Annotated in this window: 18 protein-coding genes; 7 read left to right on the forward strand and 11 right to left on the reverse strand. The window is 72.0% G+C overall.

Going from position 1 to position 22,764, the window contains the following annotated elements; translation table 11 throughout:
• Positions 1-14: 14 nt before the first annotated feature.
• From KY572_RS21880 to KY572_RS21900, 5 genes are all read left to right on the forward strand, one after another.
• Complete coding sequence (locus KY572_RS21880; RefSeq protein ID WP_224244854.1) at positions 15-1,487, forward strand: sensor histidine kinase; 1,473 nt, start codon at positions 15-17, stop codon at positions 1,485-1,487.
• Positions 1,469-2,839, forward strand: coding sequence for a sigma-54-dependent transcriptional regulator (locus KY572_RS21885; RefSeq protein WP_224244855.1), 1,371 nt, complete (start codon positions 1,469-1,471; stop codon positions 2,837-2,839). Before KY572_RS21880 ends, KY572_RS21885 begins: the two co-directional genes overlap by 19 nt.
• A 108-nt stretch (positions 2,840-2,947) precedes the next feature.
• Positions 2,948-3,619, forward strand: a complete 672-nt coding sequence (locus KY572_RS21890; RefSeq protein ID WP_224244856.1) for a hypothetical protein — start codon at positions 2,948-2,950, stop codon at positions 3,617-3,619.
• Positions 3,616-5,025, forward strand: coding sequence for a glycoside hydrolase family 1 protein (locus KY572_RS21895; protein WP_224244857.1), 1,410 nt, complete (start codon positions 3,616-3,618; stop codon positions 5,023-5,025). Before KY572_RS21890 ends, KY572_RS21895 begins: the two co-directional genes overlap by 4 nt.
• A gap of 53 nt (positions 5,026-5,078) precedes the next feature.
• A complete protein-coding gene (locus tag KY572_RS21900; protein WP_224244858.1) occupies positions 5,079-6,758 on the forward strand; it encodes a sensor histidine kinase in 1,680 nt (559 codons plus the stop codon).
• Between the two features lie 15 nt (positions 6,759-6,773).
• On the opposite strand, the gene KY572_RS21905 is transcribed toward KY572_RS21900, so the two are convergent.
• Positions 6,774-7,376: a pentapeptide repeat-containing protein gene (locus tag KY572_RS21905; protein ID WP_224244859.1), complete on the reverse strand. Its 603-nt coding sequence runs from the start codon at positions 7,374-7,376 to the stop codon at positions 6,774-6,776.
• Positions 7,377-7,394: 18 nt separating this feature from the next.
• A complete protein-coding gene (sitA5, locus tag KY572_RS21910) occupies positions 7,395-8,888 on the reverse strand; it encodes a SitA5 family polymorphic toxin (protein WP_224244860.1) in 1,494 nt (497 codons plus the stop codon).
• A gap of 331 nt (positions 8,889-9,219) precedes the next feature.
• Here sitA5 and KY572_RS21915 point away from each other — a divergent pair, with 331 nt between their 5' ends.
• Positions 9,220-9,375, forward strand: a complete 156-nt coding sequence (locus KY572_RS21915; RefSeq protein WP_224244861.1) for a hypothetical protein — start codon at positions 9,220-9,222, stop codon at positions 9,373-9,375.
• Here the strand turns inward: KY572_RS21915 and KY572_RS21920 are convergent.
• Positions 9,355-9,807 carry a winged helix-turn-helix transcriptional regulator gene (locus KY572_RS21920; protein ID WP_224244862.1) on the reverse strand — a complete coding sequence of 151 codons (453 nt, stop codon included), beginning with the start codon at positions 9,805-9,807 and terminating at the stop codon, positions 9,355-9,357. The two genes, KY572_RS21915 and KY572_RS21920, sit on opposite strands and share 21 nt — an antisense overlap.
• Positions 9,808-9,909: 102 nt before the next feature.
• On the opposite strand from KY572_RS21920, the gene KY572_RS21925 reads away from it, so the two are divergent.
• On the forward strand, positions 9,910-10,770 hold the full coding sequence (locus tag KY572_RS21925; protein ID WP_224244863.1) for a pirin family protein: 861 nt from the start codon (positions 9,910-9,912) through the stop codon (positions 10,768-10,770).
• A gap of 24 nt (positions 10,771-10,794) precedes the next feature.
• On the opposite strand, the gene KY572_RS21930 is transcribed toward KY572_RS21925, so the two are convergent.
• From KY572_RS21930 to KY572_RS21965, 8 genes are all read right to left on the reverse strand, one after another.
• Complete coding sequence (locus tag KY572_RS21930; protein ID WP_224244864.1) at positions 10,795-12,684, reverse strand: PAS domain S-box protein; 1,890 nt, start codon at positions 12,682-12,684, stop codon at positions 10,795-10,797.
• A gap of 267 nt (positions 12,685-12,951) precedes the next feature.
• Positions 12,952-13,989, reverse strand: coding sequence for a chemotaxis-specific protein-glutamate methyltransferase CheB (gene cheB, locus KY572_RS21935; RefSeq protein ID WP_224244865.1), 1,038 nt, complete (start codon positions 13,987-13,989; stop codon positions 12,952-12,954).
• On the reverse strand, positions 13,986-14,810 hold the full coding sequence (locus KY572_RS21940; protein WP_224244866.1) for a CheR family methyltransferase: 825 nt from the start codon (positions 14,808-14,810) through the stop codon (positions 13,986-13,988). Before KY572_RS21940 ends, cheB begins: the two co-directional genes overlap by 4 nt.
• Entirely contained in the window at positions 14,810-17,164 is a 2,355-nt protein-coding gene (locus KY572_RS21945; RefSeq protein ID WP_224244867.1) for a HEAT repeat domain-containing protein, read from the reverse strand. The genes KY572_RS21940 and KY572_RS21945 overlap by 1 nt, the downstream gene beginning before the upstream one ends.
• Entirely contained in the window at positions 17,161-19,707 is a 2,547-nt protein-coding gene (locus KY572_RS21950; protein WP_224244868.1) for a methyl-accepting chemotaxis protein, read from the reverse strand. Before KY572_RS21950 ends, KY572_RS21945 begins: the two co-directional genes overlap by 4 nt.
• Complete coding sequence (locus KY572_RS21955) at positions 19,697-20,134, reverse strand: chemotaxis protein CheW (protein ID WP_224244869.1); 438 nt, start codon at positions 20,132-20,134, stop codon at positions 19,697-19,699. The genes KY572_RS21950 and KY572_RS21955 overlap by 11 nt, the downstream gene beginning before the upstream one ends.
• The gene (locus tag KY572_RS21960; RefSeq protein ID WP_224244870.1) at positions 20,131-22,191 is read right to left on the reverse strand and encodes a chemotaxis protein CheA; all 2,061 of its coding nucleotides are present in this window, start codon (positions 22,189-22,191) and stop codon (positions 20,131-20,133) included. The genes KY572_RS21955 and KY572_RS21960 overlap by 4 nt, the downstream gene beginning before the upstream one ends.
• Positions 22,188-22,565 carry a response regulator gene (locus KY572_RS21965; protein WP_224244871.1) on the reverse strand — a complete coding sequence of 126 codons (378 nt, stop codon included), beginning with the start codon at positions 22,563-22,565 and terminating at the stop codon, positions 22,188-22,190. Before KY572_RS21965 ends, KY572_RS21960 begins: the two co-directional genes overlap by 4 nt.
• Positions 22,566-22,764: the final 199 nt, after the last annotated feature.

Raw genomic sequence — 22,764 nt, forward strand, 5'->3', positions numbered from 1 at the left:
TCCCCCGAGGTCCCTTGAAGCTCGCGCGAAAGATCAGCCTTGCCCTGGCCCTGCTCGCCATCGCCGTGCTCGCGGGGATGGAGTCGCTCGAGGTGAGGCGCGAGCTGGCGCACTCGTCGGCGGACATGCGGCACAATCACCGCCTGATGGGCCACACGATCGCCGGCTCCATCAGCAAGGCCTGGCAGCAGGCGGGAGAGACCGAGGCGCTCGCGCTGCTCGAGCAGGCCAACCGCGTCCAGGGCCAGGTCCGCCTGCGCTGGGTGTGGCTCGAGGGCTCCCTGGAGCACCCGCCCCGCGTGCCGCTCCCGGCGCCCGTGCTCGACCGGCTGCGCGCCGGGCTGGACGACGCGGTGACGGACCTGGACGAGCCGCCGGGCACGCTGCGCTCCTATATCCCCGTGCCCGTGAATGGCCGGGCGGGCGCCATCGAGCTCTCCGAGCCGCTCGTCGAGGCGCAGCGGCACGTGCGCAACACGGTGATTGGCACCACCATCGCCACGCTGGCCATCGCCGGGGCCTTCCTGCTCGTGGCCATGGCCATGGGCAACCGGCTGGTGGGCCGCCCCATCGATCAGCTCGTGCAGCTGGCCCGGCGCATCGGCGAGGGGCAGCTGGATGCCCGCGTCCAGTTTCGCCAGAGGGATGAGCTGGCCACGCTGGCCGCGGCGATGAACCAGATGGGCGAGATGCTCCAGCACGCGCGAGAGACGCTCGCGGCGGAGACGGCGGCCCGCCTGAACACGCTCGAGCACCTGCGCCACGCGGACCGGCTCACCACGGTGGGCAAGCTGGCCTCCGGCGTGGCCCACGAGCTGGGCACCCCGCTCAACGTGGTGCTCGGCCGGGCGAAGATGATCTCCTCCGGCGAGGTGGTGGGCGAGGAGGTGGGCGAGTGCGCCCGCATCATCTCCCAGCAGGCCGAGCACATGACGCGCATCATCCGCCAGCTGCTCGACTTCGCGCGGCGCCGAGAGCCCCAGCGGACCCCGGAGCCGCTCGCCCAGCTCGTGGCGCGCACGCTGAGCATGCTCCGGCCCATCGCCCACAAGCGGGAGGTGGCCCTGGTGAACGAGGTGCCGGAGGCGCTGACGCTGGAGGTGGATGCCGGGCAGCTCCAGCAGGTGCTCACCAACCTGGTGATGAACGGCCTGCAGGCCATGAAGAAGCCCGGCACCGTGCGCGTGAGCGCCGAGCCGGCCCGGGCCACGCCTCCGGCGGACATCGGCGGACCGGAGGCGGACTGGCTGCGGCTGGACGTGCGCGACGAGGGCGAGGGCATCTCCGCGGAGCACCTGCCCCACATCTTCGAGCCCTTCTTCACCACCAAGGACGTGGGCGAGGGCTCCGGCCTGGGGCTGTCCGTGTCCCATGGCCTCATCCAGGACCATGGGGGGTGGATCTCCGTGCGCAGCGAGCCCGGCCGCGGCAGCTGCTTCTCCATCTACCTGCCGCGAGGAGACACCACATGCCAGGACGCATCCTGATCGCCGAGGACGAGCGCGAGATGCGCGCGCTGCTCGACAAGGGGCTGACGCGCCGGGGCTTCACACCGCGCGTGTGCGAGACGGCGGACGAGGCGCTGGCGCTCGTGGTCGCCGAGGACTTCGACGCGGTGCTCACGGACCTGCGGATGCCGGGCATGAGCGGGCTGGCGCTGTGCGAGCGCATCGTCCTCACCCGGCCGGACATCCCCGTGGTGGTGGTGACGGCGTTCGGCAGCATGGAGACGGCCGTGGCCGCCATCCGCGCCGGGGCCTATGACTTCATCACCAAGCCGGTGGACCTGGACGCGCTGGTGCTCGTGCTGGAGCGCGCCGTGCGGCACCGCGCCTTGCGAGAAGAGGTGCGGCGCCTGCGCCAGGCGCTCGCCCAGGGCGTGGAGCTGGGCGGCCTGGTGGGCCAGAGCCCGGCGCTGCGCCAGGCGTACACCGTCATCGACCGGGTGGCGGACGTGGACACCACCGTGCTCATCACCGGCGAGAGCGGCACCGGCAAGGAGGTGGCCGCGCGGGCGCTCCACACCCGAGGCCGGCGCCGGGCCGGGCCCTTCGTGGCCATCAACTGCGCGGCCATGCCCGAGCCGCTCCTGGAGAGCGAGCTGTTCGGCCACGTGAAGGGCGCCTTCACCGACGCGCACGCCTCGCGCACCGGCCTCTTCGTGCAGGCCAGCGGCGGCACGCTCTTCCTGGACGAGGTGGGCGAGCTGCCCCTGGGGCTCCAGCCCAAGCTGCTGCGCGCGCTGCAGGAGCGCAAGGTGCGGCAGCTGGGCGGCAACGAGGAGGTGGCCTTCGACGCGCGCATCGTCGCGGCGACCAATCGCGATTTGGAGCTGGCGGTGGAGGAGGGGCGCTTCCGCGAGGACCTCTACTACCGGCTCAACGTCATCAACCTGGAGCTGCCGCCGCTGCGCGCCCGAGGCAACGACGTGCTGCTGCTCTCCCAGCACTTCGTGGAGCACTTCGCCGCGCGCACCGGCAAGCGCGTGCTGGGGCTGAGCCCCGCGGCGGCGCAGAAGCTGCTGGCCTACGGCTGGCCGGGCAACGTGCGCGAGCTGCAGAACTGCATCGAGCGCGCGGTGGCGCTCACCACCTTCGAGCAGCTCACCGTGGAGGACCTGCCCGAGCGCGTGCGCAGCTACACCGCGCCCCGGGTGCTGCCCGAGGTGTCGGATGTGTCCGAGTGGGTGACGCTCGAGGAGGTGGAGCGCCGCTACATCCACCGCGTCCTCGAGGCGGTGGGCGGCAGCCGTACCCTGGCCGCGCGCGTCCTCGGGGTGGACCGCAAGACGCTCTACCGCAAGCTCCACCGCGACGAGGACGACGAGTCCAAACCCTGAAAGAGCGGGGCTCCGCCGTGATTACAATCTTGCGGTAAGCCGGTCCGACATTCCGCGGGAGAACCGGCAGCGGGCCATGCGCGTGACGGGGTATGGTGGCGGCCTCGAATGCGTCCCCTGCTCCTCGTCCTCGTCCTCGCCGCGAGTCAGCCGGCTCGCGCCCAGGACAGCGCGGGCCCCGTGCCCTATGTGCCACCGCCGCGCGCGCTGACCCATGAGATCCACTCTCAGTGGGGGCTGCTGACGGGAGGCTACTCGCACGGCGGCGGGAGCTGGGACGACCTGTACATGGCCAGCATCACCGGGGGCCACTACCTCTTCAACGGCTTCACCGTGGAGGCGGGGCTCCTGTCGCTCACGCCGCTGGAGCGCGGCGGCCCCAACCTGAGCGCCTCACTCAGCGTGCGCCTGGGCTACACCGGCGAGCGCTGGAGCGTGCTGGCCGGCCCGGTGATCCAGGCCTCGTACCCCTCGACGCCGCTCGTCACGGTGCTGCCCTCGGTGCGGGGGCTCTACCGCTTCGAGAAGGTGTCGCTGGACGCGGGCCTGCTGGACCTGGTGGGCCTGGTGCCCGCGCACGTGGGAGCCACCTACGGCCCGGTGAGCCTGGCGTACGTGCTGCCCCTGGGCGCCAGGGCCTCCGTGCGAATCCCGCTCTCCGCCCGCGCGGGCATCCAGGTGGATGGCTTCGCCTTCCGCTTGGGCACCGCCCACAGCGCCATGCTCGTGGTGGGGCTGGTGGGCAATCCCCCGTCGTCCCGGCCAGGAGGCAAGCCATGAGCCGCCGGCACCTGCTCTCCCTGGGCCTGCTGCTGGCCGCGTGCAGTGATCGGCCGAACTTCGACGAGGACGTGGTGAAGGCAACGCCCCTGGGCGAGGGCCTGCCCGCCGGCTTCATGCTGGGCACCTCCACCTCCTCCCATCAGACCGAGGGCGGCCTGGAGAACGACTGGGCCGTCTGGGAGCGCGGCCGCTGGCCGGACGGGCGCCCGCATATCAAGGATGAGTCGGTGTCCGGGGACGCCACGGACTCGTGGAACCGCTTCGACGAGGACGTGCGGCTCATGGAGCGGCTGGGCGCCAACGCCTACCGCTTCAGCGTGGAGTGGGCGCGCATCCAGCCCACGCCGGACACCTGGGACGAGGAGGCCCTGGCACGCTATGCGCGGTGGGCTCGCACGCTGCGCCAGCAAGGCATCACCCCGCTGGTGACGCTGTACCACTTCACCCTGCCGACGTGGGTCTCGGACACGGGCGGCTGGGAGAACCCCGCCACCATCGACGCCTTCGAGACGTACGCGGCGCGGGTGGCCCAGGCGCTCGGCGGCGAGGTGGACTGGTGGTGCACGGTGAACGAGCCCAACGTCTACGCGGTGCTCGGCTACCTGGATGGCGAGTGGCCTCCGGGCAAGCAGGACATGAAGGCCACGGCCGACGTGCTCTCCCACCTCATGGAGGGCCATGCCCGAGCGGCCCGCCAGCTCCGCGCCCTGGACACGGTGGATGTGGACGGGGACGGCGCCGCCACGCGCATCGGCCTGGCCCACCACGTGCGCGTCTTCCAGCCCGCCACCGGCACCACGGCGGACACCCTGGTGGCGGGCCTGACGGACGACTTCTTCAACGAGAGCGTGCCCGAGTCGCTGCGCACCGGCCGCATCCGCCTCTCGGTGCCGGGGCAGGTGAGCATCGATCGCGCGGTGGAGGACCTGAAGGGCTCCATCGATTATCTGGGCATCAACTACTACACGCGTGACTACGTGCGTCAGTACTTCGGCGAGCCCTCGCTGTCGCGCCAGTACGTGCCGCGCGGCCGGGACACGAATGACCTGGGCTGGGAGCTCTACCCGGAAGGCCTCTACCTCTTCCTCACCCGCTACGCGAAGCTGGGCCTGCCCCTCGTCGTCACGGAGAACGGCATGGCGGACAGAGCGGGCGAGCGACGGCCCTACTACCTCCAGAGCCACCTCTACGCCGTGGAGCAGGCCATCGCGAAGGGCGCGGACGTGCGCGGCTACTTCCACTGGAGCCTGCTGGACAACTTCGAGTGGGCCGAGGGCTATGAGCCGAAGTTCGGTCTTTTCACGGTGGACCTGGAAAGTCCGGAGAAGACGCGAACGGAGACGGCCGCGGTGTCCACCTTCCAGGACATTGCACGAAGGCTGGGCCTCACCCCCAGGCCCTAGCTTCCCCCGCGCGACCATGCTGGTGTTATCGATAGGATGAGCTGATTCCCCGAATGTCCGAGCCCCCCGCCAAGAAGCGCTCCCGGCGCACCGACCCTGCCCCCGACCCCACCTCGGGCAAGCCCACCGCCAGCAAGCGCGCCGCGCAGAGCGGCGACACGAAGAAGGTCCCCGCCGGCCAGCAGGGGCGTCGCGTGGCCGCGGCGGGCCCGGCCTCCGACTCGCCGGAGGCCCAGAAGGCCTACGAGGCGCTGCGCGCCGTCGTCGCGGGCTCCACCGACTCGGTGTCCGCCAAGGATCTCCAGGGCCGCTACCTGCTCATCAACGAGGCGGGCGCTCGGGCGCTCGGGCGCTCGGTGGAGCAGGTGCTGGGCAGGGATGACTCGGAGCTGCTCCCACCGGAGCAGGCCGCGGACGCCATCGCCAAGGACCGGCAGGTGCTGTCCACCGGGCAGACCATCACCTTCGAGCGGGTGGAGCACACGCCCGGCGGGGCGCGCGTGCTGCTGTCCACGCAGGGCGTGCTGAAGGACACGGCGGGGCAGGCGTTCGGCACCTTCTGCGTCCACCGGGACATCACCCGGCACCAGCGGGTGGAGGAGGAGCAGTCGCTCAACGTGGAGCGGCTGCGGCTGTGCATGGAGGCGGCCCAGGTAGGCACGTGGGACTGGGACATCCAGGCGGGGCGGATCCGCTGGTCGGAGAACATCGACTCCATCCTGGGAGGCGTGCCGGGCGGGCCGGGAGACACGTACGAGGCCTTCCTGCAGCGGGTGCTGGCGGAGGACAGGACGCGCTTCGCGCAGCAGGTGGCGGCGGCGCTGAAGGCGCCGGCGGACTTCGAGGCGGAGTTCCAGGTCTACGTGCCGCAGGGGGCGCCGAGGTGGATGCGCTCGAAGGTGCGGGTGCTGTCGCGGGACGGGCAGGCCACGCGGATGCTGGGCACGCTGAAGGACGTCACGCGCGAGCTGCAGATGGAGGAGGAGTCGCGCCGGGCGGTGGACTTCCAGGAGCAGCTGGTGGGCATCGTCAGCCACGACATCCGCAGCCCGCTGGGGGCGATCATCTCCTGGGCGCGCATCATGGCGGCGGGAGGCCCGCCGCCGGAGGAGCAGCAGCGCACGTTCAAGCGCATCACGTCGGCGGCGCTGCGCATCGAGCGGCTGACGCGGCTGCTGCTGGACTTCGCGCGGGCGCGGCTGGGCGGGGGCATCACGCTGGAGCCGCGGCGGTGTGACATGCGTGAGCTGCTCCAGAAGGTGACGCACGAGTTCCGGGTGGCGTACCCGGATCGCGCGGTGTCGTTCGAGGTGGAGGGGGCGGACAGCCACGGGAGCTGGGATCCGGATCGACTGGGGCAGGTGCTGTCGAACCTGCTGGAGAACGCGCTGAAGTACAGCCCGCCGGACACGGCGGTGCGGCTGGGGGCTCGGGGGGAGAAGGATCAGGTGGTGCTCGCGGTGCACAACCAGGGCAAGCCCATTCCCTCGGAGCTGATGCCGCACATCTTCGAGCCGTTCCGGCGGGGGCCGCAGTCCTCGCGCACGGCGAAGACGAGCTACGGGCTGGGGCTCTACATCGTGCAGGAGATCGTCCACGCGCACGGGGGCACCATCGAGGTGCGCTCGGACATCGAGGAGGGCACCACGTTCACCGTGTGCCTGCCGCGAGTGCCGCCCGCGGCGATGGAGCTGATGAAGCGCCCGTCCCCGGTGGCGCCTCAGCGCCCGTGAGGCGGGGCGGACCGTTCAGAGGTACACGCCGTCTACCTGCTCCAGAACGGCCCTGATGGCTTCTTCTGTCGTGCCGCAGAAGGCCGCGAGCTCCGGGGCTGCATGTGTCACGGCGACGGTCGAAGGAGGATCCTTCGCAAAGCGCTTCCCGAAGATGGAACCATGTTCTCCGGGCCATGGCAGAGCCTGCAGCTCACGCCACCTGGCCGCAGGTTCCAGAATGGTAAAGCAGGGCCATGAAGGGAACCGAAGCGTCTGGGTGTCGCACCCGAGAAAGCGCGTCCAATTCAAGTGCGCCTCGGAGAAATCACACCCCTCGATGCTTCCCTCGGTGGGCCGATCCGGCCAGCTCCCGAAATCGTTTCCACTGAAGCGCCCCTTGAACCGGCAGCCCCGCAGGTGAGCCGTGTCCCAGCGGAAGTCCTTCAGTGGCTTCTTGATGATGAACGTGCAGTCGATGAACCGGGCCTGGGGAATGATCAGGTTGCGCGCGGACATCCCCAGCACGAGCGTGCAACCGCGAAGCGTCAGCATCGGCCCGAGAAAGCACACGACCCCGGAACCGAACTCGAGCCGCTCGTGTGTGAGCTCCCTGTTTTCGAGATTGACCTGGGTCAAGTCTTCCCGCCCTCGGGCTCAGAACGCGATCATGCGAAAGAAGATGTCCGCCATCCGCCGTCCATGAAGCTCCATGTTCGAGTGGGTTCCAGAGAGCACCTCGTAGCGAATGCCCGTGGCAGGGTCAACCGCATCCACTCCCCTGCCGTTCCATCGCAGGTGTGTGAACTCCCTGCTCAACATCCGCTCCACCCATTGTCCCCGAAACCTGCGCTCCATCAGGTGTGCCTCGAGAAACCTGCCCTGAGCTCTCGCCTTGTCGATGGCGGCGGACTGCTCTCGCGAAAATTTGTCAGGGCCCCAGTCCCTGGCGATGCGCCTCCCCGCTTCCACCAGTCGATCCCCCACCGGATCCTTGAGGGGAATCTCCCGGCTGGACTGGCCGGCTCGCAGGTGCCAGCGCTGGCCATTGTCGAGGAAGACCTGACGGTTGCCGCCTCGGTGGCGGATGATGGTGGTGACACCAGCCCGGACCGCCCTGGCTTCTTCCGCCACCGCCGCGGTGCTTCCGGGACGGCGCACCATCAGGGTGAAGGTCCGCTCCTCGGCAACCCCCACCGCCTCCACTTCGCCCACTGCCGTCAGCCTCAGCCCCTGCGCCTCTGCCCACGCCGCCGCGCGCTCGAAGCCAGGCAGCCGGGGCAGCTTCGCGGCGAACCTCACCGCTCCCCCCGTCAGCACCGCCGTCACCAGCATCACCACCACTCGCGCCGTGTTCTCCCCCATCACCCGGCGGAAGCGCTCGCTGGCTTGCTCTATCTGTCCGTAGCTGGTGGCCCGGTCCACCTCCCTCACCAGCAGCGCCCACCCATCCATCAGGCTCCACAGCGCCTGCACCGGCAACCACGCCAGCAGTGCCACCGTCAGGCTCGCCGCCAGCGCCTTGGAGACAGGCTCGGGCAACAGCCACAGCAACAGATAGAAGCAGCCGGTCCACACCACCATGGACACCAGCGCCGCGGGCGACACCAGTTGCCGGAGCGCCATCCGCGTCTCCTTCAGCACCTGCCTCAACGACAGCGCCAACCCCAGGGTGCGCAGGTCCTCACGCGTCAGGACGGGCCCGTCCGTGAACAGCCCCAGGCAGTCGCCCCCGCCGTACTCCTCCTGGCACATTCCCCCATAGCCGCGTGCAATCTCCGCCACGGAGGCCGCCTCCAGAGGGCCGCCCTCCTCCAGCGGTAGCAGCCGCACCACTCGCCCTCGCTCGATCTCCGCCCTCAACTCCGCTCGCAGCTCGCCCTCCATCAGCCAGCGCGCAAGCTCCCGGGGCTCCGAGGTGAGGTGCAGCTCCGGCGCCACCATCCTCATGGCCCGCTGAAACTCCTCCTTGGGTACCACCACCGGCTCGGCGCGTCCCATGTCCGCGCTCAGCTCGTGCTCCTCGTAGCCAGCCGCCGCGGACTCCGCCTCCTCCGGCTCCACACCCAGCTCCCGGTGCACCACGCGGGGTGTCCCCGAGCACCCCATCAACAGCACCAGGAAGAGCGCTCCCACTTCGCGTGGGCTCATGTGATGCCTCCCTCAAGGCGGAAGACTTCACGCTACACCCAGAGAAGACCGCAGTCCTCGCGCACGGCGAAGACGAGCTACGGGCCGGGGCTCTACATCGTCCAGGAGATCGCCCACGCGCACCGGGCACCATCGAGGTGCGTTCGGACATCGCGCAGGGCACTACCTGGCCGTCCACTCAGGTCCGACGAGGAGTTTCCGCGACTCCGTGCGAACTGGTCTGCTTGTCATACCAGTTCGGTACCGGTCCGCTCCCAGGGTGCCTCCCTGGCCGGGCGCATGTCCGCCGCTGGCAGGTCGAGACGACACATCCCGCTCCTCTCGGGCACTCATGGCAGGTGAGCACGAGGGTCGCTTCTTCATTCACGGCGCGGGAGAGCTCGAGGTGCAGGAGTTCGACCCGGTCGCCCGCCACTTCGTGGCCCTCGGAGAGCTGTACCCCGAGCAGGGCGGCACCGTGTCGCTCTCATGGGACGTGACGGGGTGAGGGCGCTGGCCGCCGAGCCGCTCGGACGGTGCCGCCCGACGTAGGCGCTGCGCTCCCACTCTTCCTCCCGCTCGCATCGAAGCGCTCACGCGCGGCCTGGATCGCCTCTCGATGATTCTGGGCCCACGCCGCCAGGGCATTCACCGGCTCGAGCAACGTGCGCCCGAGCTCCGTCAGTCCGTACTCCACCCGCGGGGGCACCGTCGGAAACACCGTCCTCGTCACCAGCCCGTCGCGCTCGAGTCCCCGCAGCGTCAGCGTGAGCATTCGCTGGGAGATGCCTTCGATGCTCCGCCGCAGATCGCTGAAGCGCAGAGGCCCGTCCCCCAGGCTCCCGACGATGAACACGCTCCACTTGTCGCCCACGCGGTTGAGCACTTCGCGCGCGGCGAGGCACTCGGCCTCGGGATGCCTGGTGTTCCTTGGTGACATCGGTGTGCCTCCTTGCGCGGCCACAGGCTCCTCTTTAGAGACTCTGGGAACAAGCAGTAACCAGCCTCCTGCTGGTTACCAACCTATGACTGGAGCCCGTCCATGGCCCTCCCCCTCCTCTCCCACCGAAAGCTCGCTCGCGTGCGCACACTGCCCGCCCCCTCACCGGGCCAGTTCGGCCCGGCCCACACCGCCATCGAGGTCATCCGGCCTCACGAGTGGGAGGACGCTGACCCGTTCATCCTGCTGATGGATGACCGCCTGGACGGTCGGTTGGTGGCCGGCCCTCATCCCCATGCCGGCTTCGAGACCGTGACCTTCCTCGTCGACGGAACCATGCCCGCCGAGCACCAGCGCGAAGGCGCGCTCGCCGCCGGAGACGTCGAGTGGACCACCGCTGGCAGTGGCATCGTTCACGGCCCCGATGCGCCCATCGAAGGACGGATGCGCGTGCTGCAACTCTGGCTCACGCTTCCCCAGGCCCAGCGCTGGACGGAGCCCGATCATCAGTTCATCCGCCGCGATGCAGCGCTCGTGCGCCGCGAGCCCGGGGCGGAGGTCCGTCTCTACAGCGGAGCGACCGGCTCGCTCGTCTCGCCGACGCGCAACCGCGTGCCCGTCACCCTCGTCGACGTGCATGTTCAGCCGGGCGCGGAGGTGACGCAGCTCCTGCCCGCGTCCCACAATGGCTTCCTCTACGTGCTCGAAGGCGAGGCGCGAATCGGCATCGATGCCCAGCCGCTGAGGCCCGGGCAGGTGGGTTGGCTCGATCGTGTGATGGGCGACGGGGAGACGGCGCTGCGCATCGCGAACGCTGGCGCGGAGCCGCTGCGTGTCCTGCTCTATACGGGCCAGCGGCAGAACATCCCCCTGGCCTGGTACGGCCCCTTCATCGGAGACACCCGCGCGGACATCGTCCGTTCGTTCGAGCGGTACCAGGCAGGGACCTTCCTCAGGGTCTGAGCGTCCGGCACTCCCGGCGGAAGCTCACCCCGCCTGAAGGCCGTGCGCGCGCCACGGCAGGTGCACGCTGAAGGTCGTGCCGTGAGGGTCCATCGAGGACACGAGGATCCGCCCACTGTGCGCCGTGACGATCCGCTCCGCGATGTACAGGCCGAGGCCGAGCCCCTCGGACTTCCGCCCACCGCTGCTCTCCCCCCGGATGAAGGACTGGAAGATGCGAGGGAGCAGCTCCGCCGAGATGGGCGCTCCCTGGTTGTGGATGCTCAGGACGCACTCACCCTCGCGGGCCTCGACCCTCACGTCCACGGGGCTGCCGGCGGGGCTGTGGTTCAGGGCGTTGCTCACCAGGTTGGCCACCACCTGGGCCAGCCGCGCGGCGTCCCACACCCCTTGCAGGGACTCCGGTAGCTTCAGGTGGATGTCGCGCCCGGGGTGCGCGGCGCGATGCTCCTCGACCACCTGGAGGATGATCGCGTGCAGATCACACGGCTGCGGCTGGATGGGAATCCCTCCCCCGAGCCGCGCCCGGGTGAGGTCGAGCAGATCCCGGATGATGCGGCTGGCGCGCTCGGTCGCGGCGTTGATGACATGCACCTTGCGCAGCAGCTCCGGATCCCTCAAGCGCTGCGAGAGCAGGGTCGTCGCGAAGGAGATGGCGCTGATGGGGTTGCGCAGATCGTGGCCCACGATGCCCACCAACCGCTGCTCGAGCTCCATCATCCGGGAGGACTCCTGCTCCTGGTGTTTGCGCTCGGAGATGTCCCGCAGCGTCCCCACGGAGCGCTCCGCCGCGCCCCGCGCATCCCGGAGGATGCGGCCCTGCACCGCCACCCAGCGCTCCACCCCATCCTCCGCTCCCACCGTGCGGAACTCGTCCTGGTACACCGCCTGCCCCGGGGCGGCCAGGGTGGACTCGATGTTCGCGATGACGCGCGGGCGATCCTCGGCGTGCAGCGCCGCGCTCAGGGACGCGCGATCCAGGGCCTGCTCGGCTCGCAGGCCCAGCAGCGCCCGGGAGCGGCTGTCACACGTCAGCTCGCGGCGCCTGGCGTCGTAGTCCCACGTCCCGATGTCTCCCGCCGCGATGGCCAGCCGCAGCCGCTCCTCGCTCTCACGCAAGGCCTGCTCCGCGCGGACCTGCGCCGTCACGTCTCGCGCGATGCACAGCACCGACGTCACCTGCCCCTGCTCATCCCGCTCCGGGACGAGGCGGGAGTGGAAGTGGCGCCGCAGTCCGTCCGCGGCCACGAAGTCGAAGCTCATCGACGTCTCGCTCCCTCCCAGCGCGGTGTCGATGGCGGCGCTCCAGCTTTGGACCAGCTCGGGCGGCATGCCGAGCTCGGCATTCGTCTTCCCGATGAAGTGGAAGCTCGGGATGCCGCCGAGGCGGGTGATGCCCGGGCTGACGTAGAGGTGCCGGTGCTGGGTATCGAAGCGCGACACCACGTCCGGGAGGTTCTCCGCCAGCCGGCGGAACTGCAGCTCGCGCTCGCGCACCTCGGCCTCGGCCCGGAGCGCCCGCTGGTGGTTGCGGCGCAGCCGCGCCAGCCCGTTGGCTCGGGCCGCGAGCTCCGCGGCGGCATAGGGCTTGGCGAGGTAGTCGTTGGCGCCAGCGGACAGGCCCTCGACGATGTCCGCGCTGGTGTCTCGCGCGGTGAGCAGGAGGATCGGCAGCTTTGCAGCGTCCCACTGCTGGCGCACGAAGCGGCAGATATCGAGCCCCGATGAGCCAGGCAACATCCAGTCGAGCACGACGACATCCGGCAGGGACCCCAGCGACAGCCGCTCGAGGAAGGAGGGCCCGTCGCGAAAGGCCGCGACGTCACAGGAGCCCGCCAGGGAGCGCTGAATCGCGGCGGCCTCCATGGGGCTGTCATCCACGACCCAGACGATGTAGCGCTCTGAGAAACTCATATGAATGGGGCACAAAACAGCGGGTGTCGAGCCAGCCCCCCTCTCGAGTGCCCGCAGCGATGAGCATCCCCGCAGCGGTAGCTGTTACCATAAGTGGAGTACCCATTCATCGGGTGCAACACAATCCAGTGTTTCATGCGCTGGAACGCATCAGGCGCGCGGCGGCTCGACGCGGCGCGGCCACGAACGGGCGCACGCTCGGCGGAACGGGCCAGGGGCAGGCAGCGGGTCAGCCGCCCCCCACCCGCCCTTCGAGCCTGCTCCGGCTCACCGCACGTAGCGCTCGATGAGCGCCGCCATCTCGTCGAGCGGAGCCCTGTCATCCGAGAGGCCCGCCTCCGCCACCGCCCGAGGCATGCCGTACACGACGCAGGACTCGGGCGACTCCGTCAGCACGCGTCCCCCCGCCCGGCGGATGGCACGCGCGCCCGCCAGCCCATCCTCCCCCATGCCCGTGAGCACCACGCCCACCACGTCCGAGCCCCAGCCCGCCGCCGCGCTCTCGAAGAGCACGTCCACCGACGGGTGATGGGGGGCCTGCAGCGGCGCCCGGCTCAGCCGCACCCGGGCCTGCTCTCCGTCCCGCTCCACCCGCAGGTGCATGCCCGCCCTCGCCAGCACCGCCCGCCCGGGCCTCAGCGCCAGGCCATCCGCCGCCTCCAGCACCTCCAGCGGGCTGTAGGTGTCGAGCCGCCGCGCCAGCGCCTCCGTGTAGCCCGCGGGGATGTGCAGCGCCAACGCCAGCGGCGCCGGAAAGTCCGCGGGCAGCGACAGCAGCAGCTTCGTGAGCGCCGCCGGGCCTCCCGTGGAGGTGCCCACCACCACCAGCCGCCGCGCGAGCTCCGTCTGCGGCGAGGCCATGGGCTTCTCCGCCGGCCGAGGCTCCGGTGCCGTGCGCACCCGAGCCCCCGCCGCCGTGCGCACCTTGGCCACCAGCTCCGCGCCCAGCTCGTAGAGCCTGTCCGTGGCCAGCGCCGTGGGCTTGTGCACCAGCTCCACCGCCCCCGCCTGGAGCGCCGCCACCGCCAGCTCGCTCTCCTCGCCCGCGCTGCTCACCACCACCACGCGCGGCGAGGCCGCTCCCGCCAGCGCCTTCAGCACCCCCAGCCCGTCCAGGCCCGGCATCACCAGGTCCAGCGTCACCACGTCCGGGCTCAGGGCGGCGATCTTCTCCAGCGCATCCAGCCCGTCGCGCGCCGTGTCCACCACGGTGATGCCCGCCGCCGCGGAGAGCACCTGCCGCAGCACCTTGCGCGCGAAAGCCGAGTCGTCCACCACGAGCACGCGGATGGGTACGTCCGTCACGGTCCCTCCTTCGGACGGGTGTAGAAGAAGGCGCCCCGCCGCTCCTCGCAGTTGAGCGCGGTGCCGAAGCGCAGCAGGGACTCGGAGGTGCCCACCACCAGGCTGCCGCCGGGCACCAGCGCGCGCGTGAGCGACTCCGCCACGCGACGCGCCGTCTCGTCCTGGAAGTAGATGAGCACGTTGCGGCAGAAGATGACGTCGAAGGTGCCCAGCGCGGAGATGGCCTCCGCGTCCACCAGGTTCACCCGCCGCCAGTCCACCGCGGCCACCAGCTCCGCGCGGACGCGCGGCCGACCGTCCACGACGTCCAGGTAGCGCCCCTCGATGCCCACGGGCAGCGCCCGCATCGAGCGCAGGTTGTGCTCGCCCGTCCGGGCCCGCTCCAGCACGCGCTGGCTGTAGTCCGTGGCCAGCAGGGACACGCTGTCCAGCACCCCGCGCTGGTGGAGCATCATCGCCAGCGTGAGGGGCTCCTCTCCGGTGGAGCAGGCCGCGCACCAGAGCCTCGGCCGCCGCCCCAGGCGCACGGCGAGCGCCACCTCGTCCGCAATCACCTCCAGCGACAGCGGATCCCGGAAGAAGTACGTCTCGTGCACCAGCAGCGAGTCGACGAGGGCGTCCAGCGCGGCCGACCCGTCCGGGTCGTACCGGAGGAAGTAGTAGTAGTCGAGCAGGGACTCGAACCCCGCCTCCAGCGCCCGCGCGGACACCTTGTCCGCCAGGAGCTCCCGGTCATCGGCCTCATAGTGCAGCCCCGCGCGCTGCTCGATGAGCGCGGCGAGGATGGCGAAGACCTGGGGGGACAGCGGCAGCGAGGGCATCAGCGACTCAGCGCGAGGAGACAGGCTCGCCGGACCTCGGGGTCATCATCCTGGGCAGCGGTCTTCTCGAGCAGCTCGCGCGCCTCCACCGTCCCCAGCGCCGCCACCGCCGTGGCCGCCGCGCGCCGGCCCGCGGGGCTGCTCGAGCCCAGCGCCGTGAGCAGGGCCGCGCGCGCGTCGGCGCGCTGCATCCGCGCCAGCGCCGCCACCAGCAGCGGCGCCACCGCCTCGTCCGCCGCCTCCAGCGCCGTGAGCAGCCCGGGGATGCGCCCCTCGGCCGGCAGCGCCAGGGCGCTCACCACCCGCTCACGCAGGGCCGGGTCTCCCAGCAGCGACACGAGCGCCTGCGTGGCGCTCGTCCCCGAGCGGGTGGCCAAAAAGCCCACCGCCGCGCTGCGCACGCTCTCGTCCGGGTCGCCCGCCGCGCGCAGCAGGGCCGTCACCGTCTCTGGCGCGTCGTACTCCGCCACCGCCGAGAGGGCCACCAGCCGCGTGGCGGGGTCCCCCTGCGTGGCGGCCTCGAGCAGCACGGGCAGGGCATCCGGGCGCTTGGAGACGCCCAGCCCCAGCAGCGCCGCGCGGCGCACGTCCGAGTCCTCGGAGGCGGCCGCGCGCCGCAGCGCCGCCATGGCACTCTCGGTGTGCAGGTGGGCCAGCGCGTCCACCACCGCCACGCGCACCTGGCCCGCGTCGTCGTTGGCCAGCGCGACGATGGCGTCCGCGGCGGCCTCCTCGTTCAGCTTCCCCAGCGACTGGCACGCGTAGTAGCGCACCCACGGGTCCTTGTCGTTGAGCCCGCCCAGCAGGCACGAGGTGACGCGCGCCTCCTTCTCCGTCTGGCCCAGGGCGCGCATGGCCGCCGCGCGCGTGCGCTCCGAGTCGTGGCGCGAGGCCTCCAGCAGCGCGTCCACCGCGCGCGGATCATCGATGAAGGGCAGGCCGTAGATGGCCGCGTCCCTCAGCCGCTCGTCCTGCTCGCGCATGGCCTGGAGCAGCACGTCCAGCCCGCGGGGATAGCCGAAGTAGGAGATGATGCGCAGGGCCGCGCGGCGGCGCCGGGGGTCCGCCGAGCGCGCCGCGGCCAGGGCCAGCTCCTCCGTCTGCTCGCTGCCGAGCGACTGGATGGCGCCCACCGCCGCCTGCGCCACCCGCTGGTCCTCGTCGCCCAGGTGCTCGAAGAGGGCGCTCACGGCCGACGGGTCTCCAATGCGGGAGAGGGTGTCCGCGGCCAGGGACCGCACCGTGGGGTCTCTATCCTCCAGGCACAGCACCACCTCCGGCACCGCCGCGGAGCGCCGGGCCACCAGCGGCAGCAGCACCAGCCGCCGGGCGCTGTCTCCGTCGCGCAGGGCCTGGAGGATGGGGCCGTCCGCCTCCGGGCCCAGCTCCATGAGGGCGTTGGCCGCCGCGCGGGCCACCGTGGGCTCCGTGTCCAGCAGCGCCAGCAGCCCCGTGGCGGCGTCCGGTCCGCCCACCCAGCCCAGCAGCCGCGAGAGCGCCGCCTTCTCCGCCGCGTCCGCGCCCGACAGGCACCGGGCCAGCCGGCGCCCCAGGTCCGCGGTGCTCGCGCGCACGCGCAGCGCCGTCTGCACCACGCGCGTGCCGCCGAAGCGCTGCACCTGCGCCTCGTGGATCTCCACCAGCGCCACCGCCGCCACGCGCATCACCGCGTCCGTGCCCCGCTGCAGCAGCCCCACCAGCGCGGGCACCGCGGCCTCCTGGCCGGTGCGCCCCAGGGCGCGCGCCGCCTCGGTGGCGTAGAAGGGGTCTCCCAGCAGGTCCAGCAGCGCCGGCACCACGGAGGGGTCGCCCGAGCGGCCCAGCACGTCGATGGCGGGGAAGATGCGGAAGAAGTTGCCGCTGCCCAGCGCCGCCAGCAGCGCGTCCACCGCGGCGCCGCCGCCAATGCGGCCCAGCGCCTCGATGGCGGCCACGGCGACGTTGTCGTCCGGGTGCAGCGTCAGCTTCGCCAGCAGCGGCACGGCGCGCCGGCTGCGGCGCCGGCCCAGCACCTGCGCCACGTCACAGACGACGGCGGGGTTGGCGTCCTCGCCGAGCGCGATGACGCACCCGTCCACCTCGCCCGTGGAGGCCACCAGCGCCTCGACGATGGCGGCCAGGCGGGCCTCGTTGTCGCGCCGGTGCTGGAGCAGCTCGCACAGCGGCTCGACGGCCGGGGTGCCCATGCGCGCCAGCGCGCCGATGACGGCGCGGCGCACCGCCCAGCTCGGCGTCTCCAGGTCCACGATGAGGAACTCCAGGCTGGAGGCGCCACGGCGGGCGAGCGCCTCCACCTCCTCCACGCGGGAGCGGTCCTCCGAGGACAGAGACAGCGGATGGCTGGGGGCTCTCACGCCTGCTCCACCGCGCGGGCCGACTTCCCCTCCGGCCTCCACGCGCCTCTCAAGAGCCCGCTCAGCCGCGTCAGGTGCTCCACCTGCTCGCCCTGCATCCGCGACAGCTGGGTGATGCGCGTCGTCACCTCGCGCACCTCCCCGGCGGTGCTCGCCGTGCCGCGCGCCTGCTGCGCGGTGGTGGCGGCGATCTCCCGGGAGCGGTTGCGCATGTCCTCCACCGCGCGGGCGATCTGCTCGGTCATCGCGGCCTGCTCCGTGGAGGCCTTGGCCACCGCCGACACGGCGGCCACCTGACGGCTGGAGGAGGCGGTGGTGGCGTTGAGCACCTCGGCCTGCTCGTCCAGCGCGCGCGACGTCTGCTTCGCCACGCGGCGCACCTCCTCGCCGCTGCGCGACAGCAAGGTCAGCGCCTGGCTCTGCTCGTCGGTGGCGCGCGTCACCTCCGCGGCCAGCTTCGCCACCTGGCGGGCGGCCGTCTCGCTCTGCTTCACCGCCCGGCCCTGCTCGGTGACGGCCTTGGCCACGTGGGACACCTGCTTGCGCGTGTCCTCCATGGCCCGGGCCACCTCGCCGGCGGCCTTGGCCTGCTCCGCCAGGCCAGCCAGGGTGCGCTGGGTGAAGGTCGACACCTCCTGCGCGAGCGCGGCCACGCCGGCCACCTCCTTGTTCTGCGCCACCACCGCCGAGCTCACCTGGTGCACCAGCGCGCGCATCTGCGTGGCCGTCTTCGCCAGCTCTCCGGCCGCCGAGGCCTGCTCCTGCATGGCGCGGGACACCTGCTCGGCGGACGCGGCGAGCTGCCCGTTGGAGCGCACCGCGTCCCGGAGCGCGCGCGCCTGGTCCACCGTGGCCTGCGTCGTCTGCTTGGCCATGCGGCGCATCTCCGCCGCGCCCTGCGCCAGGGACTGCGCCGCCTGCGCCTGCTCCGTGGCGGACGCGGTGATGAGGCGGCCCTGCTCGCTCACCCGGCCGGTGGCCTGCGAGAGCGCCTGCACCGCCTGCACCTGCTCGTTGGTGGCGCGCGACACCTCGCGCACCGTCGTGCCCAGCTCGTCCACGCCCTTGAGGATGGCGCCCAGCGCCCGCTCCGCGTCGGCCGCCAGCGAGGCGCCCTCGTCCGCCGCGCGCACGCCGTCGCCGGTGGCCGCAGCCGCCTCGCGCGCCGTGTTCTGCAGGCCCCGGACGATCTTCGCCACGTCCGCGCTGGCCGCCGCCGCCCGGTCCGCCAGCGCGCGGATCTCCTCGGCCACCACCGCGAAGCCGCGCCCGTGCTCGCCCGCGCGCGCCGCCTCGATGCTGGCGTTGAGCGACAGCAGGTTGGTGCGGTCCGCGATGAGGTTGATCGTCTGGACGATGTCGCCGATCTCCTCGGCGCGCCGGCCCATCTCCTTCATCACCCCGGCGGACTCGGTGATGGACTGGCGGATGCGGGTGAAGCCGGAGATGGAGCGGGCCACGGTGGCGCCACCCTCGCGGGCGGTGGTGCTGACGCGCTCACCGGTGGCGCGCGCCTCCTCGGCCATCTGCGCGATGCGCCGCGTGGACGTCTCCAGCTGGCCGGAGGACGTGGCGCTGACGGCGGCCAGGGTGTTGATCTGCTCGGCGCTCCGGGCCACCGTCTGCGCGGAGCGGGCCAGCTGCTCGATGGTGGCGGCGTTGGCGTCCACGGTGGCGGCGTTCTTCTCCGCGGTGGCGGCCACCTCCTCCACGCTGGCGGCCACCTCCGTCACGGTGGAGGCGGTGGAGGTGGCGGACGCCTCCAGGGTGCGAGCGTGCTCGGCCACCCCGCGCACGGAGCGGGCCACCTCCTCGGTGGTGGAGGCCGTCTCCTCCACGCTGGCGGCCATGCTGGTGGCGTCCCGGGACACCTCGCCCAGGGCCCGGCCGATGCCCACCACGGCCGTGGTCACCGTGGCCACGCGCTCGCCCACCCCTTGCGCGTCCGTGGCCAGCCGGGTGATGCCCTTGGACATCTCCTCCATGGTGGCGGCCACCTGCTCGGCGGCGGAGGCGCTGGTCTGGTTGCGCGCCACCACGTCCGTCACGGTGGCGTTCATCTGCGTCATCGTGGCCAGCAGCTCCTCGCTGGCGGCGGCCAGGTCCTCCGCGCTGGCGCTCACGCCCTTCACGGAGCGGGCCGTCTGCTCCAGGGTGGCCGCGATGTTGTCCGCGGAGGTGGACAGGGCGGCCCCGTCCTTGCGCACCGCGCCGATGGAGGCGGTCAGCTCCTGGATGGCCCCGGCCGTCTGCTCCACCTCCTGCTGCACGCTCCGGGCGGACTCGCTCACCGCGCGCTGCGAGCGCACCAGCGCCTGCACCGAGGCGGAGGTCTCCTCCACGCTGGCGGCCACGGCCTCGATGGAGGCCCGCACCTGCTCGCTGGCGGCGGCCTGCTCGTTGCCGTTGGCCATCAGCCGCGAGGCGAGCTGCTCCACCGTCTGCAGCACCCCGGCGCTCTCCTGCACCGAGCGGGAGGCGCTCTCGGCGAGCACTCGGGGATCCTCCACCGCCTGGGCGGCATTCACGTTCTCAGTCGGCATGAACCTTCTCCTCCCCGATGACTCGGGAGAAATCGATGAGCATCACCAGCCGCGGGCCGAGCTGGGCCACGGCCTTCACGAAACCTCGCGCCTGCTCCGCCACCAGCGGGGGCGGCGGCTGGAGCTGCTCGGGCGCCAGCTTCATCACCTCGCGGGCGCTGTCCACCAGCAGCCCCACGGTGCGCGTGCCGAGCTGGCCCACCACCACGCGCGAGTCCAGCGTCCGCTCCGCGGCCGGCATGCCGAAGCGCGCCCTGGCATCCACCACCGGCACCACCCGGCCTCGCACCTGCACCAGCCCCGCCACATGCGGGGGCGCTCCGGGCACGGGCGTGGCCCCGGTGAAGGACTCCATCTGCAGGACTTCGGAGGCGGGGATGGCGTACTCGGCCCCCGCAACCTTGAACACCACGTGGAGCGTGCTCATGCCACGCCTCCTCTCTGCGCCGGGCGCTCCGCGCGGGCAGCGCCTCCACGTGCCGCGCCCAGCGCGGGCAGGTCCAGCACCAGCGTGGGCTGACCATCTCCCAGGTCCGTGGCCCCCGCCACCCCGGGCACCTGGACGAGCGGATCCTCGAGCGGACGCAGGACGATCTCCTGCTGGCCGAGCAGCCGGTCGACGGCGAAGGCCACGGGCGTGCCGCGCTGCCGGACGACGAAGGCCTTGGGCCCCGGCGCCGCGCGCCCATCATCCCGCTGCAGCAGCCGCTCCAGGCGCACCAGCGGGACGGCCTGGCCCCGGCGCTCCACCAGCGTCACCCCTCCGTCGCCCAGCCCCGGGGGCCGGACGAGGTGGGCGGTGTCCACCTCGATGATCTCCTCCACCGCGCTCACCGGCACCGCGTAGCGCAGGGCGGCGCACTCGAAGACGAAGGCGTCCAGGATGGTGATGGTGAGGGGCACGCACAGGCTGAACGTCGTGCCCTTGCCGGGCTGCGTCTCCAAGCTCAGCTCGCCGCCCAGCTGATCCACGATGATGCGCTTGACGATGTCCATGCCCATGCCGCGCCCGCTGGTGGCGTTCGCGGAGGCGCGGGTGGACAGGCCCGGGCGGCACAGCAGCTCCAGCAGCTCGGCGGAGGAGCCGGGCACGGGCACCCCGGCGCGCGCGGCCACGGCGGCCACATCCACCCCGCGCCCGTCATCGCTCACGGTCAGCTCGAGCCGCCCGCTGGTGCGCGCATGGCAGGCCAGGCGCACCACGCCCTCCTCGGGCTTGCCCGCGGCGCGGCGCTCGTCGGGCCGCTCCAGGGCGTGGTCCATGGCGTTGCGCACCAGATGGACGAGCGCGGGCAGCAGCCGGTCCGCCACCGCCTTGTCCAGCTCCGCGTCTCCCACGTCCATCACCAGCCGCGCCTGCTTGCCGGTGGTGCGGCGCAGCCCTCGCAGCAGCAGCGGCATGCGCTCCAGCACGTCGCCCACGCGCACCATGCGCAGGTGGAGGATGGCGGCGCGCAGATCCCTCAGCTGGCGCGCGTTCTCCTGGAGCACCTGGACCAGCTCGCGCGTGGGAGCCCCGGCCGCGGTGAGCTCCGCCACGGCGCGCGCCAGCTTCGAGCGGTTGACGACGAGCGCGGCCAGCCGCTCCAGCGCCTCGTCCAGGCGGGACACCTCCACGCGCAGCACGCCAGCACGGCGAGGCTCGGCGGCCGCCCGCTCCTCCTCGAAGAGGGACGACTCGTCGGGGAGCGCCGAAGCCGCGGGGGCGGGAGCAGGCTCGGCCGGAACGGACGAGAGCGGCGTCACCTTCGCGGGAGGGCCGCCCACCGCCTCGAGCAGCACCGCGTCCTCCGTGCTCGTGAGCAGCAGCAGCGCGAAGGTGAGGTTTCCCGCCCCCGAGGTGGGGCCCGCCACGGGGATGACCTTGACGATCTCCGCGAGCTTGCCCAGGCGCTCGCGCACGGTGTTGATGGTGAGGCCGGCGGCGGCGCGCTCGGCCGAGGGAACGTAGTCCAGCCGGATCGCCCGGCGGCCGCCGTTCACGCCCGCCAGGAGCTGCTCCTGCTCGGACGTGGAGAGCTTCGCGGCGAGCGTGGGCTCCAGCTCCAGCCTCGCGGAGGCGGTCTGGGTGCTGGCGCGTCCCGGGGCGTTGAGGTCCAGGGCCTCCAGCCGCTCCAGCAGCGCCCGGGGCACCTCCGCGATGGGCTTGCCCAGGGCGAGCTGACGCACGCGCTGCTCGATGGCGCGCAGGCCCTCCATCAGCGGCTCGATGCTGGACTCGGGCAGCCGCCCGCCGGCGTGGTCCGCCTGACGCAGGGCCGTCTCCATCCAGTGGGCGATGGAGACGATGGTCTCCACGTCGATCATCGCCGACAGGCCCTTGATGGTGTGCAGGGCGCGGAACAGCTCCCGCACGTGGCGAGGGCTGGCCGAGCGCTGCCGGGCGGCCGTCTCCAGCGCCAGCAGGTGGGTGTTCGCGGCCCCGAGCAGCTCCTCCACCTCGGTGAGGTAGGCGGGGAGGAAGTCCGCCAGATCGACGCTCAACCGCGCCCCCGCTCCAGCAGCCCCTTCACCTCTCCGAGGATGGCGTCGGGAGTGAAGGGCTTCGTCATGAAGCGGTCGGCGCCGACCTCGAGGGCCCTGGCGCGCGAGGCCTCGTCCCCACGGGTGGTGACGATGACGATGGGCAGGTGGCGCAGCGTGTCCTGGCTGCGCACGAACTCCACCACCTCGATGCCGCCGATGTCCGGCATGTTCAGGTCGAGGATGATGAGATCATACGGCTTGAGGGACAGCCGCTCGATGGCCTCCAGGCCGCTGGAGGCATGGGTGAAGGCGAGCCCGGGGTAGGGCCGCAGGCAGGCCACCACCATGTCCCGCATCACCTTGCTGTCATCGACGACGAGTACTTCGGGCATGAACGTCCTCTGGCAACGACTGGCCAACCTAGAGGGATTCCGTTGGAGGGAAAGGCTCTCGCCGTCCGACGTACCATGGCATCGACCAGTGGCCGACATTCCGGCGGGACTGATACGGGGATGTAGCGACGGGGTCCCTCTCCGCGCCACGAGCCCTCCCTGGCTCGGAGCCGGGCAGCCGTGCCAGCAGACCAGAATA

Source organism: Hyalangium gracile, from assembly GCF_020103725.1.
Classification (GTDB): Bacteria; Myxococcota; Myxococcia; order Myxococcales; family Myxococcaceae; genus Hyalangium; species Hyalangium gracile.

What these genes read in the sequence shown, in the direction of transcription:
- KY572_RS21885 (WP_224244855.1), top strand. Translation starts at nt 1,469, where the DNA reads ATGCCAGGACGCATCCTGATCGCCGAGGACGAGCGCGAGATGCGCGCG.
- KY572_RS21895 (WP_224244857.1), top strand. Translation starts at nt 3,616, where the DNA reads ATGAGCCGCCGGCACCTGCTCTCCCTGGGCCTGCTGCTGGCCGCGTGC.
- sitA5 (WP_224244860.1), bottom strand. Translation starts at nt 8,888, where the DNA reads ATGAGCCCACGCGAAGTGGGAGCGCTCTTCCTGGTGCTGTTGATGGGG.
- KY572_RS21915 (WP_224244861.1), top strand. Translation starts at nt 9,220, where the DNA reads ATGGCAGGTGAGCACGAGGGTCGCTTCTTCATTCACGGCGCGGGAGAG.
- KY572_RS21955 (WP_224244869.1), bottom strand. Translation starts at nt 20,134, where the DNA reads ATGAGCACGCTCCACGTGGTGTTCAAGGTTGCGGGGGCCGAGTACGCC.
- KY572_RS21925 (WP_224244863.1), top strand. Translation starts at nt 9,910, where the DNA reads ATGGCCCTCCCCCTCCTCTCCCACCGAAAGCTCGCTCGCGTGCGCACA.
- KY572_RS21920 (WP_224244862.1), bottom strand. Translation starts at nt 9,807, where the DNA reads ATGTCACCAAGGAACACCAGGCATCCCGAGGCCGAGTGCCTCGCCGCG.
- KY572_RS21965 (WP_224244871.1), bottom strand. Translation starts at nt 22,565, where the DNA reads ATGCCCGAAGTACTCGTCGTCGATGACAGCAAGGTGATGCGGGACATG.
- KY572_RS21890 (WP_224244856.1), top strand. Translation starts at nt 2,948, where the DNA reads ATGCGTCCCCTGCTCCTCGTCCTCGTCCTCGCCGCGAGTCAGCCGGCT.
- KY572_RS21900 (WP_224244858.1), top strand. Translation starts at nt 5,079, where the DNA reads ATGTCCGAGCCCCCCGCCAAGAAGCGCTCCCGGCGCACCGACCCTGCC.
- KY572_RS21950 (WP_224244868.1), bottom strand. Translation starts at nt 19,707, where the DNA reads ATGCCGACTGAGAACGTGAATGCCGCCCAGGCGGTGGAGGATCCCCGA.
- KY572_RS21930 (WP_224244864.1), bottom strand. Translation starts at nt 12,684, where the DNA reads ATGAGTTTCTCAGAGCGCTACATCGTCTGGGTCGTGGATGACAGCCCC.
- KY572_RS21940 (WP_224244866.1), bottom strand. Translation starts at nt 14,810, where the DNA reads ATGCCCTCGCTGCCGCTGTCCCCCCAGGTCTTCGCCATCCTCGCCGCG.